Genomic DNA, 16,506 nt, shown 5'->3' with positions numbered 1-16,506 from the left:
TCCATTCATACGTTTAGACATCCAGACAGCCGAAGATAGCGTGATGCCCGCTGAATGTCGAGGCTTCATGCTTTAGTTGAAAATGTTTCATCTCCGGTCGCCAAACATTTCGACAAAGGGCAGCGTCACCGCCGCGTCGGTGCTGGCATGTCGATAGAGCAGCCAGGTACGGCTCTTAACCGACTCCCCGCCAACCGCTATCGGCGTGCGGCAAAGCGTGGGTGCCAGCGGTTGATAGCTGGAGACGATGGCATAACCCAACCCCCGCTCAACCATCGCCAGACAGACTTCCAGTTTATCGACGTGCATCGCCACGCGCGGCGCCAGCGAGTAATTGGCATTCCACCAACGTTCGATAAGTTTAGTGATATGGCCACCGTGGCTGATCTTTATCTGCGGCAAATGGGGCAGCAGCGCCAGGTCGATCGGCTGCCGGCTAATCAGGTAATAGTCATCTTCATCGATCAGCCTCTTGCCTTCCTTCCAGCCATAGTCGTCTTTGACCACTGCCAGATGCACGTCGCCGCGCTGCAGCTTCAGAAACATCTCCTCACTGAGCCCGCTGACCAGATTGACGCTAATCCCCGGATGCTGTTGGCTAAATTCGGCGAGCAAATCGGGTAACCGGTAGGCGGCGAAATTGCTCGATACGCCCATCTTGAGTTCGCCCTGCTGCGGTCCGTTCAGGCTTTGCAAGGTAGCGCGTAAGAGCTGAAGTTCATCAAGCACCGTTTCAGCATGCTGCGCCAGATAACGCCCCTGCGCCGTGAAGTTAAGGCCTTTACCGCCGGTTTCAAATAGTTGAATGGCCAGCTTGCGCTCGATCTGCCGCAGCCGGTAACTGAGCGCAGGCTGTGAGGTAAACAGCTCTTCCGCAGCGCGCGTAATGTTTTTGTACTGCCAGACAGTACGGATGATTAACCAGTCTTTTTCGTTCATTGCATGCCCATGCGCCTTGTGCCCTGCAACCATAAAATAATTTTTGGCAGAGTGATGCAAGCCATAAAAAACTACAATTGGGAATTGCGCATAAAAAAGCCTATACCATTATAACGCACTGGTTTTTCAGTATTTAACTGCACCTAATTGGGGAATCACTATGTCTGAACGCACCAACAGCGCGCAGAAAGATAAAATTATTTATGCGGCTGAACAACTCAGCCCGGCAATGAACGATTTGGCGCTGAGCCTGCATCAGCACCCGGAACTGAGCTTTGCAGAACATCGCTCTGCGGCAGAATTGATCAAGCCGTTGCGCGAGGCTGGCTTCAGCATTGAAACCGGCACCGGCGGGCTGGAAACGGCTTTTCGCGCCAGCTGGAAACAGGGCACCGGCGGCCCGACTATCGCTTTTCTGGCGGAGTATGACGCGCTGCCCGAACTTGGTCATGCCTGCGGTCATAACCTGATTGGCACCGCCTCGGTTGCTGCCGCGCTGGCTCTGAAGGCCGCGAACGTTGAGTTCAATGGCTGCATAGAAGTGATTGGCACACCTGCCGAGGAAGATGGCGGCGGCAAGATCATCATGGTTGAGAAAGGCGTCTTTGATGATGTCGATGCGGCGATGATGTTCCATCCCAGGGAGCGCAACATGGTATTGCGTGGTGCCCTTGCCTGTCATGACTCCACGTTTAAATTCTTTGGTAAACCGGCCCACGCGGCTTCCGCGCCGCAGCAAGGGATCAGTGCGCTTGATGCGGTGATCCATACCTTCAACGCAATCAACGCGTTGCGCCAGTTCTTTACCGATGATGTCCGTGTGCATGGGATAATTACTCACGGCGGCAGCGCGGCAAATATCGTTCCCGCTTATGCTGAAGCCAAGTTTATCCTGCGAGCGGCGACGGTGGGTGGCCTGAGTGAAGTGCGCCGAAAAGTGTATGCCGCAGTGAATGGCGCCGCTGAAATGACCGGCGCACGGGTAGAGATCGAAGAGGGGCTGATTTACGCCGAGCGGAATAATAATCTGGCGCTGGCGGCCAACTTTACCGATAACCTGGCGCTGCTTGGCGTGGAAAGCTACGACCCACCCAAAAGTGGCGGCGTAGGGTCTTCCGATATTGGCAACGTCAGCCAGGTCACGGCAGCAATACACCCTTATCTGCGCATTGGTGACGTCACCCCGCATACGCCTGAGTTTGCGGCTGCGGCCGGATCGGCTGTCGGACTCCGTGCCATGTTAACGGCGGCGAAAGCATTGGCAATGACGGCGTATGACCTTTGCCACGATGAAGCCCAGCTGGCGGCGGTTAAAAATGAATTTACTCAGTGGCATACCCAAAAATTACTGGATGGAGAGAAGCAATGATCAACGTATCCCGTGCTCTGACGCTGGTCACGCTCGCCCTGTGCTGCTCTTCCGCCATCGCGGCCGAGGGTACCTTACGCGTCGCGGCCGATCTGGCTTATCCGCCGTTTCAATATCGCGATGTGAACGGCAAACCTGCCGGCTTTGAGATCGATATTACTAACGCAGTGTGTAAAGCGATTGCGGTGAAATGTGACTATGTCGTCAGCAGCTTTGATGCAGAGATCCCTTCGCTGATGGCGAAAAAAGTGGACTTCATTTCACCGCTTGGCGCGACCATTAAACGTAAGAAATCCATTGATTTCAGTGACTTTATTTATCATGTACCTTCACAATTAGTGGCACGTAAAGGCACTAATTTGCAGCCCACTGCAGAGTCGCTGCAGGGTAAATCGATTGCTGTTCAGCAGGGTTCCATTCAGGAAATGTACGCCAATAAGTATTGGGCACCCCAGGGTGTGGAGATCAAAACCTATCCGGATCAGGATGTGATTTATCAGGATCTGGCTGCAGGACGGCTCGATGGGGCTTTAAGCCCGGCGGTGGCCATTACATTTGGTTTCCTGCAGAAGCCTGAAGGCAAAGACTTTGCCTTGACCGGCCCGGAAGTGCGTGACGATCTGCTTTACAGCATTGGTTCTGCTTACGGAGTGCGCAAAGGGGATGAGAAAACGCAGCAAATGTTGAATCAAGGGCTGGCGAAGATCATGGCCGATGGCACCTGGCAGACGATCAAGCAGCACTATTTTGGCGATATTGAGATGAAAGTGACGCGCACGGAGGCGAAATAGTCCGATTAATTAAGTTGGGATAGGGTAAAAAATGAACTGGATAAGGCGTCGTGCGGCAGCACGGCGTCTTTTTTGTCTGGTTTTGGGGTGGTTTGGGATGGTTTGGGATGGTTTGGGGGTTTTGAGGTGTTTTGGGGTAGTTTGGGATTTTAGTGGCGGGTTTTGGCCGTTATCAGGCGGGTTTCGTCTTCTCACGCACACAAAAAAGCCCCATGCTTTCGCATGAGGCTTGTCTGCTTAATTGATGCCTGGCAGTTCCCTACTCTCGCATGGGGAGACCCCACACTACCATCGGCGCTACGGCGTTTCACTTCTGAGTTCGGCATGGGGTCAGGTGGGACCACCGCGCTAAAGCCGCCAGGCAAATTCTGTTATTCACGCCGCCATAAGGCCGCGCAAATTTATCCGGTTCAAGCTGAAAATATCTGTTCGTGTCTCTCAGACACCACCAGAACGCTTCTGGTGTTGTAAGGTTAAGCCTCACGGGTCATTAGTACCGGTTAGCTCAACGCATCGCTGCGCTTACACACCCGGCCTATCAACGTCGTAGTCTTCAACGTCCCTTCAGGGGCCTTAAAGGCCCAGGGAAGATTCATCTCGAGGCAAGTTTCGCGCTTAGATGCTTTCAGCGCTTATCTTTTCCGCACTTAGCTACCGGGCAATGCCATTGGCATGACAACCCGAACACCAGTGGTGCGTTCACTCCGGTCCTCTCGTACTAGGAGCAACCCCTCTCAATCTTCCAGCGCCCACGGCAGATAGGGACCGAACTGTCTCACGACGTTCTAAACCCAGCTCGCGTACCACTTTAAACGGCGAACAGCCGTACCCTTGGGACCTACTTCAGCCCCAGGATGTGATGAGCCGACATCGAGGTGCCAAACACCGCCGTCGATATGAACTCTTGGGCGGTATCAGCCTGTTATCCCCGGAGTACCTTTTATCCGTTGAGCGATGGCCCTTCCATTCAGAACCACCGGATCACTATGACCTGCTTTCGCACCTGCTCGAGCCGTCACTCTCGCAGTCAAGCTAGCTTATGCCATTGCACTAACCTCACGATGTCCGACCGTGATTAGCTAACCTTCGTGCTCCTCCGTTACTCTTTAGGAGGAGACCGCCCCAGTCAAACTACCCACCAGACACTGTCCCCACGCCGGATTACGGCGCCAGGTTAGAACATCAAACGTTAAAGGGTGGTATTTCAAGGTTGGCTCCACGCAGACTGGCGTCCACGCTTCAAAGCCTCCCACCTATCCTACACATCAAGGTTCAATATTCAGTGTCAAGCTATAGTAAAGGTTCACGGGGTCTTTCCGTCTTGCCGCGGGTACACTGCATCTTCACAGCGAGTTCAATTTCACTGAGTCTCGGGTGGAGACAGCCTGGCCATCATTACGCCATTCGTGCAGGTCGGAACTTACCCGACAAGGAATTTCGCTACCTTAGGACCGTTATAGTTACGGCCGCCGTTTACCGGGGCTTCGATCAAGAGCTTCTCCTTGCGGATAACCCCATCAATTAACCTTCCGGCACCGGGCAGGCGTCACACCGTATACGTCCACTTTCGTGTTTGCACAGTGCTGTGTTTTTAATAAACAGTTGCAGCCAGCTGGTATCTTCGACTGGCTTCAGCTCCGGGAGCAAGTCCCTTCACCTACGCGCCAGCGTGCCTTCTCCCGAAGTTACGGCACCATTTTGCCTAGTTCCTTCACCCGAGTTCTCTCAAGCGCCTTGGTATTCTCTACCTGACCACCTGTGTCGGTTTGGGGTACGATTCCGTGTTACCTGATGCTTAGAGGCTTTTCCTGGAAGCAGGGCATTTGTTACTTCAGCACCGTAGTGCCTCGTCATCACACCTCAGCGTTAAAAAGAGTCCGGATTTACCTAAACTCTCCGCCTACATGCTTAAACCGGGACAACCGTCGCCCGGCTAACATAGCCTTCTCCGTCCCCCCTTCGCAGTAACACCGAGTACAGGAATATTAACCTGTTTCCCATCGACTACGCCTTTCGGCCTCGCCTTAGGGGTCGACTCACCCTGCCCCGATTAACGTTGGACAGGAACCCTTGGTCTTCCGGCGAGCGGGCTTTTCACCCGCTTTATCGTTACTTATGTCAGCATTCGCACTTCTGATACCTCCAGCAGACCTCACAGTCCACCTTCGACGGCTTACAGAACGCTCCCCTACCCAACAACGCATAAGCGTCGCTGCCGCAGCTTCGGTGCATGGTTTAGCCCCGTTACATCTTCCGCGCAGGCCGACTCGACCAGTGAGCTATTACGCTTTCTTTAAATGATGGCTGCTTCTAAGCCAACATCCTGGCTGTCTGTGCCTTCCCACATCGTTTCCCACTTAACCATGACTTTGGGACCTTAGCTGGCGGTCTGGGTTGTTTCCCTCTTCACGACGGACGTTAGCACCCGCCGTGTGTCTCCCGTGATAACATTCTTCGGTATTCGCAGTTTGCATCGGGTTGGTAAGCCGGGATGGCCCCCTAGCCGAAACAGTGCTCTACCCCCGAAGATGAGTTCACGAGGCGCTACCTAAATAGCTTTCGGGGAGAACCAGCTATCTCCCGGTTTGATTGGCCTTTCACCCCCAGCCACAAGTCATCCGCTAATTTTTCAACATTAGTCGGTTCGGTCCTCCAGTTAGTGTTACCCAACCTTCAACCTGCCCATGGCTAGATCACCGGGTTTCGGGTCTATACCCTGCAACTTAACGCCCAGTTAAGACTCGGTTTCCCTTCGGCTCCCCTATACGGTTAACCTTGCTACAGAATATAAGTCGCTGACCCATTATACAAAAGGTACGCAGTCACACCACGAAGGTGCTCCCACTGCTTGTACGTACACGGTTTCAGGTTCTGTTTCACTCCCCTCGCCGGGGTTCTTTTCGCCTTTCCCTCACGGTACTGGTTCACTATCGGTCAGTCAGGAGTATTTAGCCTTGGAGGATGGTCCCCCCATATTCAGACAGGATGTCACGTGTCCCGCCCTACTCATCGAACTCACAATAAGTGCATTTTTGTGTACGGGAGTATCACCCTGTACCCTGCGACTTTCCAGACGCTTCCACTAATGCACAAACTGATTCAGGTTCTGGGCTGTTCCCCGTTCGCTCGCCGCTACTGGGGGAATCTCGGTTGATTTCTTTTCCTCTGGGTACTTAGATGTTTCAGTTCCCCAGGTTCGCCTTGCAACACTATGTATTCATGTTGCAATGATGCACCAAAGTGCACCGGGTTTCCCCATTCGGGTATCGTCGGTTATTGCGGTTCATATCACCTTACCGACGCTTATCGCAGATTAGCACGCCCTTCATCGCCTCTGACTGCCTAGGCATCCACCGTGTACGCTTAGTCACTTAACCTCACAACCCACAAGCGTCCCGAAAGACACATTGCTGTTGTAAGCATTTGAGAGACTCGAACATATCGTTAATTTCATTCTTATTACGGAGAATGAAAACGACATGTCGTTTCAATTTTCAGCTTGTTCCGGATTGTTAAAGAGCAAATATCTCAAACGTGACTCGTCCTTGCGGAGAGAATCAGTTTTGAGATACGGGTTGATAATGTCTTTCACTCATTATCAGGAGATGGCGTCCCCAAGGGGATTCGAACCCCTGTTACAGCCGTGAAAGGGCAGTGTCCTGGGCCTCTAGACGATGGGGACTCTGTTACTGTTGCTCATTACGTTTTCTATCAGACAATCTGTTGTGGACACTACGCGGGAGAGTATCTTCAGGTAAGGAGGTGATCCAACCGCAGGTTCCCCTACGGTTACCTTGTTACGACTTCACCCCAGTCATGAATCACAAAGTGGTAAGCGCCCTCCCGAAGGTTAAGCTACCTACTTCTTTTGCAACCCACTCCCATGGTGTGACGGGCGGTGTGTACAAGGCCCGGGAACGTATTCACCGTAGCATTCTGATCTACGATTACTAGCGATTCCGACTTCACGGAGTCGAGTTGCAGACTCCGATCCGGACTACGACGCACTTTGTGAGGTCCGCTTGCTCTCGCGAGTTCGCTTCTCTTTGTATGCGCCATTGTAGCACGTGTGTAGCCCTGGCCGTAAGGGCCATGATGACTTGACGTCATCCCCACCTTCCTCCGGTTTGTCACCGGCAGTCTCCTTTGAGTTCCCGACATTACTCGCTGGCAACAAAGGATAAGGGTTGCGCTCGTTGCGGGACTTAACCCAACATTTCACAACACGAGCTGACGACAGCCATGCAGCACCTGTCTCACGGTTCCCGAAGGCACTAAGGCATCTCTGCCGAATTCCGTGGATGTCAAGGCCAGGTAAGGTTCTTCGCGTTGCATCGAATTAAACCACATGCTCCACCGCTTGTGCGGGCCCCCGTCAATTCATTTGAGTTTTAACCTTGCGGCCGTACTCCCCAGGCGGTCGACTTAACGCGTTAGCTCCGGAAGCCACGCCTCAAGGGCACAACCTCCAAGTCGACATCGTTTACGGCGTGGACTACCAGGGTATCTAATCCTGTTTGCTCCCCACGCTTTCGCACCTGAGCGTCAGTCTTTGTCCAGGGGGCCGCCTTCGCCACCGGTATTCCTCCAGATCTCTACGCATTTCACCGCTACACCTGGAATTCTACCCCCCTCTACAAGACTCTAGCCTGCCAGTTTCAAATGCAGTTCCCAGGTTAAGCCCGGGGATTTCACATCTGACTTGACAGACCGCCTGCGTGCGCTTTACGCCCAGTAATTCCGATTAACGCTTGCACCCTCCGTATTACCGCGGCTGCTGGCACGGAGTTAGCCGGTGCTTCTTCTGCGGGTAACGTCAATCGACAAGGTTATTAACCTTATCGCCTTCCTCCCCGCTGAAAGTACTTTACAACCCGAAGGCCTTCTTCATACACGCGGCATGGCTGCATCAGGCTTGCGCCCATTGTGCAATATTCCCCACTGCTGCCTCCCGTAGGAGTCTGGACCGTGTCTCAGTTCCAGTGTGGCTGGTCATCCTCTCAGACCAGCTAGGGATCGTCGCCTAGGTGAGCCATTACCCCACCTACTAGCTAATCCCATCTGGGCACATCCGATGGTGTGAGGCCCGAAGGTCCCCCACTTTGGTCCGAAGACGTTATGCGGTATTAGCTACCGTTTCCAGTAGTTATCCCCCTCCATCAGGCAGTTTCCCAGACATTACTCACCCGTCCGCCACTCGTCACCCGAGAGCAAGCTCTCTGTGCTACCGTTCGACTTGCATGTGTTAGGCCTGCCGCCAGCGTTCAATCTGAGCCATGATCAAACTCTTCAATTAAAAGTTCGATTTGCTGAAACAAGTTCAGCGATGCTCAAGTGTAAAACGTCATAATGAATTTCATTATGTGTTCACTCTCAAGGCTTGATATTTTTTTGCGCCTTGCGGCGCTGATATCAATCCTGCGAGTGCCCACACAGATTGTCTGATAAATTGTTAAAGAGCGTTGCGGTAAGTGCCTTGGCGCCTTACTGCGAGGTGGCGTATATTACGCTTTCCTCCTTCAGAGTCAACTTCTTTTTGGGAAGTTTTTCTCCGGCGATTCAGCTTCCTGAATCTCTCAACCCGATGACTCGTAAGTCGTTGTGCCGTGTTGATGGAGTCGCATTATAGGGAGTTCTCGCACCCTGACAACCCCTAAATTGCGAAAAACAGACCGTTCGCTGCAATCCACAGCAAAAGGGCTGTTTATACGCAGTTATGCACAATCTTATCCACATTCGTCAGCGCCCGTTAAATTAGACAAGCACCACGCAAACGTTTTCGCTACAATGCCCCCGAAAAAAACTGCCGCTGTTAAGGGCGTTACCTGAGGCTGAATTCACTCTTCTTCTATATAGAGGAAGAAAATGGCTAAGCTTGAGGTAACGATCTTATCGATGCGAACCAAAGCCAAGGGATAAACCTCATGCAACAACCTCGTCCTGTACGCCGCGCGCTTCTGAGCGTGTCTGACAAAGCCGGCATTCTCGAATTTGCTCAGGCGCTGACTCAGCGCGGCGTCGAGCTCCTCTCCACTGGCGGTACTGCTCGCCTGCTGGCAGACGCGGGCCTGCCTGTTACTGAAGTGTCCGACTACACCGGTTTCCCGGAAATGATGGATGGACGCGTCAAAACCCTGCACCCGAAAGTGCATGGCGGCATCTTAGGACGCCGCGGACAGGATGATGCCATCATGCAGGAGCACAGCATCTCTCCTATCGACATGGTAGTCGTTAACCTTTATCCGTTCGCCCAGACCGTTGCCCGTGAAGGTTGCTCGCTGGAAGATGCGGTTGAGAATATCGATATCGGCGGGCCAACCATGGTGCGCTCAGCGGCGAAGAACCACAAAGACGTGGCGATTGTCGTTAAGAGCAGCGACTACCAGGCAATCGTTGCCGAGATGGATGCCAACCAGAACTCTCTGACGCTGGCCACCCGTTTCGACCTGGCAATTAAAGCCTTCGAACACACCGCCGCCTACGACAGCATGATTGCCAACTATTTTGGCAGCATGGTGCCGGCGTACCATGGTGAAACCAGCGAACCGGCTGGCCGCTTCCCCCGCACGCTGAACCTGAACTTCATTAAGAAGCAGGATATGCGCTACGGCGAAAACAGCCATCAGGATGCGGCCTTCTATATAGAAGAGAATGTCACAGAGGCATCCGTGGCCACCGCGCAACAGCTTCAGGGCAAAGCCCTCTCTTATAACAACATCGCAGATACTGATGCCGCGCTGGAATGTGTGAAAGAGTTCACCGAGGCAGCCTGCGTGATCGTCAAGCATGCGAACCCGTGTGGCGTGGCTGTTGGTGGTTCAATCCTCGATGCCTACGAGCGTGCTTACAAAACCGATCCAACCTCCGCGTTTGGCGGCATCATTGCGTTCAACCGCGAGCTGGACGAAGCCACTGCTCAGGCGATCATCAGCCGTCAGTTCGTCGAAGTGATCATCGCGCCATCCGCTAGCGAAGCCGCCCTGAAGATTACCGCCGCCAAACAGAACGTTCGCGTGCTGACCTGCGGTCAGTGGCAGGAGCGTCAGACCGCGCTGGATTTCAAACGCGTCAACGGTGGCCTGCTGGTGCAGGATCGCGATCTCGGCATGGTGAATGAAAGCCAGCTGCGTGTGGTCAGCAAGCGCCAGCCAACCGAGCAGGAACTGCGTGACGCGCTGTTCTGCTGGAAAGTGGCCAAGTTCGTTAAGTCCAATGCCATCGTGTATGCCCGTGACAATATGACCATCGGCATAGGTGCAGGCCAGATGAGCCGCGTCTACTCAGCGAAAATTGCCGGTATTAAAGCCAGCGATGAAGGACTGGAAGTCAAGGGTTCGGCCATGGCGTCTGATGCGTTCTTCCCGTTCCGCGATGGTATCGATGCCGCAGCGGCTGCTGGCGTGAGCTGTGTTATCCAGCCTGGTGGCTCGATTCGTGATGACGAAGTGATTGCCGCCGCCGACGAACACGGCCTGGCGATGATCTTCACCGACATGCGCCATTTCCGCCATTAATTACGGAGCAGACTGAACAATGAAAATTTTAGTGATTGGTAATGGCGGACGCGAACATGCGCTGGCCTGGAAAGCGTCGCAGTCGCCACTGGCAGAAACCGTGTTTGTTGCCCCGGGCAACGCCGGAACGGCACTTGAACCTGCTTTGCAGAACGTCGACATCAGCGCCACCGATATTCCCGCGCTGCTGAGCTTCGCCCAGAGTGAAAATATCGGCCTGACCATCGTCGGTCCGGAAACGCCGTTAGTGATGGGCGTGGTTGATGCTTTCCGTGCTGCTGGCCTGAAGATTTTTGGCCCAACGCAGGCTGCTGCCCAGCTTGAAGGTTCAAAAGCCTTCACCAAAGATTTCCTGGCTCGCCACAAGATCCCAAGCGCTGAGTACCAGAACTTTACTGAAGTGGAGCCCGCTCTGGCTTACACCCGAAGTAAAGGTGCGCCAATCGTGATCAAGGCCGACGGTCTGGCCGCCGGTAAAGGCGTGATAGTGGCGATGACCCTGCAGGAAGCAGAAGACGCGATTCAGGATATGCTGGCAGGAAACGCCTTTGGCGATGCCGGACACCGCATCGTGGTAGAAGAGTTCCTTGACGGCGAGGAAGCCAGCTTCATCGTGATGGTCGACGGCGAGAACGTGCTGCCGATGGCCACCAGCCAGGATCACAAACGTGTCGGCAATGCGGATACCGGTCCTAATACCGGCGGCATGGGTGCTTACTCTCCGGCTCCGGTCGTGACCGATGAAATCCACCAGCGCGTGATGGATGAAGTGATCTGGCCAACCGTGCGTGGCATGGCCGCCGAAGGCAACGTTTATACCGGCTTCCTCTACGCTGGCCTGATGATCGATCAGAGCGGTCAGCCGAAAGTGATCGAATTTAACTGCCGCTTTGGCGATCCGGAAACTCAACCGATCATGCTGCGTCTGCAGTCGGATCTGGTGGATCTGTGCCTGGCTGCCGTGGACGGCAAGCTGAATACCAAAGACTCGGTGTGGGATCCTCGTCCTTCTCTGGGCGTGGTGCTGGCTGCTGGCGGCTATCCTGGCGATTACGCTACCGGCGATCAGATCCACGGCTTACCGCTGGAAGAGACGCCGAATGGCAAAGTCTTCCATGCGGGGACCAAGATGCAGGACGATTTGGTGGTCACCAACGGCGGACGTGTGCTTTGCGTGACCGCGCTGGGCGAAGATGTTGCCGCGGCTCAGAAACACGCTTATGAACTGGCTAAGCATATCTCCTGGAACGGCAGCTTCTGCCGCAGCGATATCGGCTATCGTGCGATTGGTCGTAAGTAGTTAAGTCATGCTGACGGGGCAAGCTGATTGCCCCGTTATTAAAAGTCCGCTTCTTTCGGTTCCGACAGGCACTGATCTTCCGCAGAAACCAGAATCAGCTGCGTCCCTTTTGGCGCTTCCAGCCATGAAATACTCACCGGTTTACCTGACTCGCGCTGATGCTGAGTGATGTAATGCATAAAGAAGCTATCAAAGGTCGGTTTTTCCTCACCGCCCTGGCATAGCGTCACGGTGCCTGAAGGTGACCAGTGCCCCTGCTTCAGCCATACCCGCCCATCTATCAGGTCGTCACTGATTTTCAACATCCGCCCTGCATCAAACTGATACAACGCTATCGCATCTGCTGAGAGCGCTTCTCGTCGTCCGTCCAGCTGGCGTTGCATAAAGCTCAGATTTCCGTCCTGATCAAAACGCAGCGTGACGCTTTCAGGATGGTCACCTTTAGTCTTCCTTTCAATCGACACCAGCTTGTCTGCCTGCCACTGATAATCCGTGGTCTCGCTCGTGGTTTCATTGAAAGGGGTATAGATGGTGACCAGATGGCTGGAATGCTGATGGCTGTCTTTACGCCAAATCCTCACGGTTCCGCGATCGGCCAGATAACCACTGGCGGTAAAGTCAGGAACTTTCGGGGTTGAACTGCATCCTGCCAGCGTCAGCAGCATCAGGAACAGTGCAGAAGTCGTTATTGGGTTTCGTATCATGGTGTGATTATCACACATTGCAGAAGGGTTTGCCGCAGCCTGGTTGGCGAAAGCAGAGGGATCTCAACGGAGAGCGTCAACAAAAGGGGCTCGACGCCCCCCTGTTTAAACTCTTCACTGTCAAATTATGACTTAACAGCGTCTTTCAGTGCTTTACCAGAAACAAATGCCGGTACGTTAGCAGCAGCAATTTTGATTTCTTTACCAGTCTGCGGGTTGCGGCCAGTACGCTCAGCACGGTGGTTAACTTTAAAGGTACCAAAACCAACCAGTTGTACAGCATCACCTTCTTTCAGAGACTCAGTAATCGCCGCCAGGGTGGATTCCAGTGCAGCTTTAGCCTGGGTCTTAGACAGGTCCGCTTTGTCCGCAATTACATCAATCAGTTGAGTCTTGTTCATAAGTTATCCTTACAGTGTATTTATCGCTTGCTAAGTATCGAGTGCGAGGGAAAAACCAGTTTCTGGCACTCTCCTGCATACACGCACCGATAGCCACATTTTTCAGCCCCCCAAATGTAGACCAGACAGGGGGCGAATGTGAAGCCTTTAGGCGCTACAAATCAGGCCTGAAGTCACGTTTTATCGCCTTACTGCTGAAAATTTATACCGATGTTACTGATCCCGGCTTCTTTGAGGTCAGATCGCAGTCCTTTGATGAGGTCAAGATCCCTCTCTTCGCAGGCGCTGAGCAGGCGAAAAATCTCCCACTGGATATCCCATTCCTCTTCAACAGCAGGATTCTCTTTTAGCTCTTCATCGGTCATTTCGCGTTCGGCCTGGGTCATTTCCAGCATCGCGACGCTGGTGATCGACGCTTCACTTACCGCAATGGCATGCGCCAGAGTTTCACCGCTCAGACGCGAATGCAGTAATTCGCTTAATGCCACGCAGGCATCGATAGCCGGGTAGACGCCGTACAGATCGTAATCCTCTGCGGCCGGGATCGCTTCTTCAAACTTTTCCAGCTGCGAGTCAAAATTCACTTTGGCGTCTTTAATCACCAGCGTTTCCCAAATCAAATCGAGAATACGGCGGTAAATCTGACTGTCGCCAAAGCCTGTCTGCTGGCAAAACGCCCAGTAGTTGGGGTACATGCGTTCACACAGGCAGGCCATAAAAGTAACGTGCTGCCAGCTTTCCAGTTTCTCAAGCCGCAGATGAATGGGATTACGTAACATGTTCGGATCTCTTAAAGATAAGTGCGCGGCCTGCAGTGTAACCGAAAAGGTGACGGCTCACACCGTTAACCCCTCTGTTGCCAGCGCAGGAAAGCGGGCCGTTGGGAAGCGACGGCATCTGCCCAGCGCGTGGGTTCAGGCAGGCGATAACCTTTCAGGCAGCTCTCCACCAGGCTCAATGCGGTAGCCGGGCTCATGCGATGGCCAGGCGAGATAAAAAGCGGATTACAGCGGATTTTACTGCGCAGGACAAAACCGATCTGCTCGCCTTTGTCCATTAATGGCTGGCTGGCGCCCGGCTCATCGGCGAGCGGTTCGAAGGTGCCACACAGCCGACTTTTTGCTACGCCCAGCGTCGGCACACCCACCAGCAGGCCAAAGTGGCTGGCAACGCCCAGGCGACGCGGATGGGCAATGCCCTGCCCATCGACCATTAACAGGTCAGGGCGATGCTCCAGCTGCTGCCAGGCGGCCATCAACGCGGGATATTCACGGAAGGAGAGATAACCGGGGATATAGGGCATGGTGGTGGCGATGCGCGCAACACGATGCTCCACTAACTGGAGCGAAGGATATTCCAGAATAACCAGGGCGGCGCGGGTTATCTCACCGCCCTGCTCAAACCCGACATCGGCACCACCAATGTAACGGGGCGGCATTACCTCAAAATCATCTTCACGTATCACCTCAGCGGCACGCGCAAGCTGTTCCTGTTTTAATGCCTGAATATCCATGCTTAGTCCTGATGGTATGGGCGAGACAACGTGTGGACTGCCTCGACAAACACGCCTGCGTGCTCTGGCGGCACATCCTGATGGATGCCGTGACCCAGATTGAACACGTGACCGCTGCCATTTCCGTAGCCTGCAAGGATAGTTGCTACTTCCTGCTCGATACGGGCAGGCGCGGCATACAACATGGAAGGGTCCATATTGCCCTGCAGCGCGACCTTATCGCCTACACGGCGGCGTGCATCGCCAATATCTGTCGTCCAGTCCAGCCCCAGCGCATCACAGCCGGTCGCCGCCATTGCTTCCAGCCACTGTCCGCCACCCTTGGTGAACATGGTAACCGGTACGCGACGTCCGTCGTTTTCACGCTGCAGGCCATCAATGATTTTGTGCATGTAGTGAAGGGAGAACTCAAGGTAGTCACGCCCCGTCAACACGCCGCCCCAGGTATCAAAGATCATCACCGACTGTGCGCCGGCGCGGATTTGCGCATTGAGGTACAGGGTGACGCTGTCAGCCAGCTTATCCAGCATCAAATGCAGAGTGGCCGGCTCGGCATACATCATCTTTTTCAGTTTGGTGAAGGCCTTGCTGCTGCCGCCTTCCACCATATAGGTCGCCAAGGTCCACGGGCTGCCGGTGAAACCGATCAGCGGAACCTCGCCGTTCAGATTCTTACGGATGGTGCGCACGGCATTCATCACATAACCCAGTTCCTGTTCAGGATCGGGGATTGGCAGCTTTTCAACGTCTGCACGACAGGTAACCGGTGAAGAGAAACGCGGACCCTCACCCGTTTCAAAATAGAGGCCTAAGCCCATCGCATCTGGAATGGTCAGGATATCGGAGAACAGGATCGCCGCGTCCAGGTTATAGCGACGCAGCGGTTGCAGCGTAACTTCACACGCCAGTCCGGCATTTTTGCACAGCGACATAAAATCACCGGCTACCGCGCGAGTCGCTTTGTACTCAGGCAAATAACGCCCGGCCTGGCGCATCATCCCCACTGGCGTCACATCTACCGGCTGGCGCAACAGGGCGCGCAAATAACGATCGTTCTTCAGTTCACTCATTTTTAAAAGCTCTCTAGGCACACATGCATGCGCGTAGTGTAACATTTATTGGAAATGGCGCTGCCACAGCGTCACAAAAATTGAGCGATCGTCGGGCGGCTGAGAGCGGAAGACAGGATGGGATCACCAACCGGGCGGTGAATCTCCCGCCCGGTTGGGTGGCTGAATGCGAATATCAAACCCTTATTTAGCGGCTTTATCACTCCGCTCTTTATTCATATTTTTCCCAGGCACTGGCGGCACTAACTCAGATATTTCTGGCTTTGCCATCACCGCGGTCGAGGCTTTATCTGGCAGCCTGTTTTCATCAAGCACATGAGAGTTTCCAATAAAGACCCCGCCTTTCTCAATAGAGAAATCCTCGGCATAAACATCCCCTTCAATTCGGCCACGGGAAAGAATCGTGACTGACTTCGCGTAACAGCATCCTTTAAGCAAACCATTTACGACAACTTTCAAAGAGGACACCTTGCCATTCACTTTCCCTTCTTGACCGATCTGCACCGTTTTCTTACTGACAATATCGCCAACGATTTGACCATTTATCGAAATATTAGCTTCATTAATTATTTCACCCGTCAATTTACTGCCTGATGAAATGCGGGTTTCTTTCGCCTTCGCGCTCTCATCAGCCAGCTCCAGCGCGGCCTTCGGTGCCTGCGGCGAGGCGGTATCGACTGAGCCGTTCACTGGCGAGTCTGTTTCTTTCTTATTGAAGTTAAACATATTGGGATCCATCCTTTTAGCGAGAGTTAATAAAACGAATATTAAATAACAGCCGATCGTCACCCTCAGGCAACAATCAAAGAATTTATATTGCGGGAAGAGGTAACAACAAAGAGAAAGAATCCATAAGAACCACAGGCCCCATAAGTAATGTTCTTTCCTGAACCTTTCCATGGCAT

11 protein-coding genes, 1 tRNA gene and 3 rRNA genes are annotated in these 16,506 nt (G+C 53.6%); 4 read left to right on the top strand and 11 right to left on the bottom strand.

All coding sequences use genetic code 11. The features are described from left to right. Positions 1 to 87: 87 nt before the first annotated feature. A complete protein-coding gene (locus E2F51_RS08680; RefSeq protein WP_134823213.1) occupies positions 88 to 939 on the bottom strand; it encodes a LysR family transcriptional regulator in 852 nt (283 codons plus the stop codon). Between the two features lie 160 nt (positions 940 to 1,099). Here E2F51_RS08680 and E2F51_RS08675 point away from each other — a divergent pair, with 160 nt between their 5' ends. Both E2F51_RS08675 and E2F51_RS08670 read left to right on the top strand, forming a co-directional pair. Then, a complete protein-coding gene (locus tag E2F51_RS08675; RefSeq protein WP_013200317.1) occupies positions 1,100 to 2,308 on the top strand; it encodes a M20 family metallopeptidase in 1,209 nt (402 codons plus the stop codon). After that, positions 2,305 to 3,099 (top strand): transporter substrate-binding domain-containing protein, encoded by a 795-nt coding sequence (locus tag E2F51_RS08670; protein ID WP_134823212.1) that lies wholly within the window; start codon positions 2,305 to 2,307, stop codon positions 3,097 to 3,099. The genes E2F51_RS08675 and E2F51_RS08670 overlap by 4 nt, the downstream gene beginning before the upstream one ends. Before the next feature lie 246 nt (positions 3,100 to 3,345). On the opposite strand, the gene rrf is transcribed toward E2F51_RS08670, so the two are convergent. The 4 genes from rrf to E2F51_RS08650 all read right to left on the bottom strand — a co-directional run bounded on the left by rrf (position 3,346) and on the right by E2F51_RS08650 (position 8,395). Next, positions 3,346 to 3,461, bottom strand: a 5S ribosomal RNA gene (rrf, locus tag E2F51_RS08665). Positions 3,462 to 3,568: 107 nt separating this feature from the next. After that, a 23S ribosomal RNA gene (locus E2F51_RS08660) occupies positions 3,569 to 6,476 on the bottom strand. A 229-nt stretch (positions 6,477 to 6,705) separates the two neighbouring features. Further along, a tRNA-Glu gene (locus E2F51_RS08655) sits at positions 6,706 to 6,781 on the bottom strand. 73 nt (positions 6,782 to 6,854) lie between these two features. After that, positions 6,855 to 8,395 (bottom strand): 16S ribosomal RNA (locus E2F51_RS08650). The 16S, 23S and 5S rRNA genes sit together here with 1 tRNA gene alongside, the layout of an rRNA operon. A 628-nt stretch (positions 8,396 to 9,023) precedes the next feature. On the opposite strand from E2F51_RS08650, the gene purH reads away from it, so the two are divergent. Continuing rightward, a complete protein-coding gene (purH, locus tag E2F51_RS08645; RefSeq protein WP_013200315.1) occupies positions 9,024 to 10,613 on the top strand; it encodes a bifunctional phosphoribosylaminoimidazolecarboxamide formyltransferase/IMP cyclohydrolase in 1,590 nt (529 codons plus the stop codon). Between the two features lie 19 nt (positions 10,614 to 10,632). Further along, positions 10,633 to 11,913, top strand: a complete 1,281-nt coding sequence (gene purD / locus E2F51_RS08640) for a phosphoribosylamine--glycine ligase (RefSeq protein ID WP_013200314.1) — start codon at positions 10,633 to 10,635, stop codon at positions 11,911 to 11,913. Positions 11,914 to 11,951: 38 nt separating this feature from the next. Here the strand turns inward: purD and E2F51_RS08635 are convergent, their stop codons facing one another. The 6 genes from E2F51_RS08635 to E2F51_RS08610 all read right to left on the bottom strand — a co-directional run bounded on the left by E2F51_RS08635 (position 11,952) and on the right by E2F51_RS08610 (position 16,327). Continuing rightward, entirely contained in the window at positions 11,952 to 12,617 is a 666-nt protein-coding gene (locus E2F51_RS08635; RefSeq protein WP_041692185.1) for a DUF1481 domain-containing protein, read from the bottom strand. Positions 12,618 to 12,742: 125 nt separating this feature from the next. Then, positions 12,743 to 13,018 (bottom strand): nucleoid-associated protein HU-alpha, encoded by a 276-nt coding sequence (gene hupA, locus E2F51_RS08630; protein WP_013200312.1) that lies wholly within the window; start codon positions 13,016 to 13,018, stop codon positions 12,743 to 12,745. 188 nt (positions 13,019 to 13,206) lie between these two features. Beyond that, complete coding sequence (locus E2F51_RS08625; protein WP_013200311.1) at positions 13,207 to 13,797, bottom strand: YjaG family protein; 591 nt, start codon at positions 13,795 to 13,797, stop codon at positions 13,207 to 13,209. A gap of 65 nt (positions 13,798 to 13,862) precedes the next feature. Continuing rightward, positions 13,863 to 14,531 carry a deoxyribonuclease V gene (gene nfi / locus E2F51_RS08620; protein ID WP_134823211.1) on the bottom strand — a complete coding sequence of 223 codons (669 nt, stop codon included), beginning with the start codon at positions 14,529 to 14,531 and terminating at the stop codon, positions 13,863 to 13,865. Between the two features lie 2 nt (positions 14,532 to 14,533). Then, the gene (gene hemE / locus E2F51_RS08615) at positions 14,534 to 15,601 is read right to left on the bottom strand and encodes a uroporphyrinogen decarboxylase (protein WP_134823210.1); all 1,068 of its coding nucleotides are present in this window, start codon (positions 15,599 to 15,601) and stop codon (positions 14,534 to 14,536) included. A gap of 183 nt (positions 15,602 to 15,784) precedes the next feature. Beyond that, the gene (locus tag E2F51_RS08610; protein ID WP_167738391.1) at positions 15,785 to 16,327 is read right to left on the bottom strand and encodes a polymer-forming cytoskeletal protein; all 543 of its coding nucleotides are present in this window, start codon (positions 16,325 to 16,327) and stop codon (positions 15,785 to 15,787) included. Positions 16,328 to 16,506: the final 179 nt, after the last annotated feature.

The organism is Erwinia sp. QL-Z3 (assembly GCF_004551645.1).
In the GTDB taxonomy this organism is placed as follows: domain Bacteria; phylum Pseudomonadota; class Gammaproteobacteria; order Enterobacterales; family Enterobacteriaceae; genus Erwinia; species Erwinia billingiae.
Note: the sequence above shows the minus strand (reverse complement) of the source record. Positions and strands in the feature narration are given on the sequence as shown.

Coding starts and splice junctions, on each gene's coding strand:
- purH (WP_013200315.1), top strand. CDS start 9,024: ATGCAACAACCTCGTCCTGTACGCCGCGCGCTTCTGAGCGTGTCTGAC.
- hupA (WP_013200312.1), bottom strand. CDS start 13,018: ATGAACAAGACTCAACTGATTGATGTAATTGCGGACAAAGCGGACCTG.
- E2F51_RS08635 (WP_041692185.1), bottom strand. CDS start 12,617: ATGATACGAAACCCAATAACGACTTCTGCACTGTTCCTGATGCTGCTG.
- hemE (WP_134823210.1), bottom strand. CDS start 15,601: ATGAGTGAACTGAAGAACGATCGTTATTTGCGCGCCCTGTTGCGCCAG.
- E2F51_RS08670 (WP_134823212.1), top strand. CDS start 2,305: ATGATCAACGTATCCCGTGCTCTGACGCTGGTCACGCTCGCCCTGTGC.
- E2F51_RS08675 (WP_013200317.1), top strand. CDS start 1,100: ATGTCTGAACGCACCAACAGCGCGCAGAAAGATAAAATTATTTATGCG.
- E2F51_RS08680 (WP_134823213.1), bottom strand. CDS start 939: ATGAACGAAAAAGACTGGTTAATCATCCGTACTGTCTGGCAGTACAAA.
- purD (WP_013200314.1), top strand. CDS start 10,633: ATGAAAATTTTAGTGATTGGTAATGGCGGACGCGAACATGCGCTGGCC.
- nfi (WP_134823211.1), bottom strand. CDS start 14,531: ATGGATATTCAGGCATTAAAACAGGAACAGCTTGCGCGTGCCGCTGAG.
- E2F51_RS08610 (WP_167738391.1), bottom strand. CDS start 16,327: ATGTTTAACTTCAATAAGAAAGAAACAGACTCGCCAGTGAACGGCTCA.
- E2F51_RS08625 (WP_013200311.1), bottom strand. CDS start 13,797: ATGTTACGTAATCCCATTCATCTGCGGCTTGAGAAACTGGAAAGCTGG.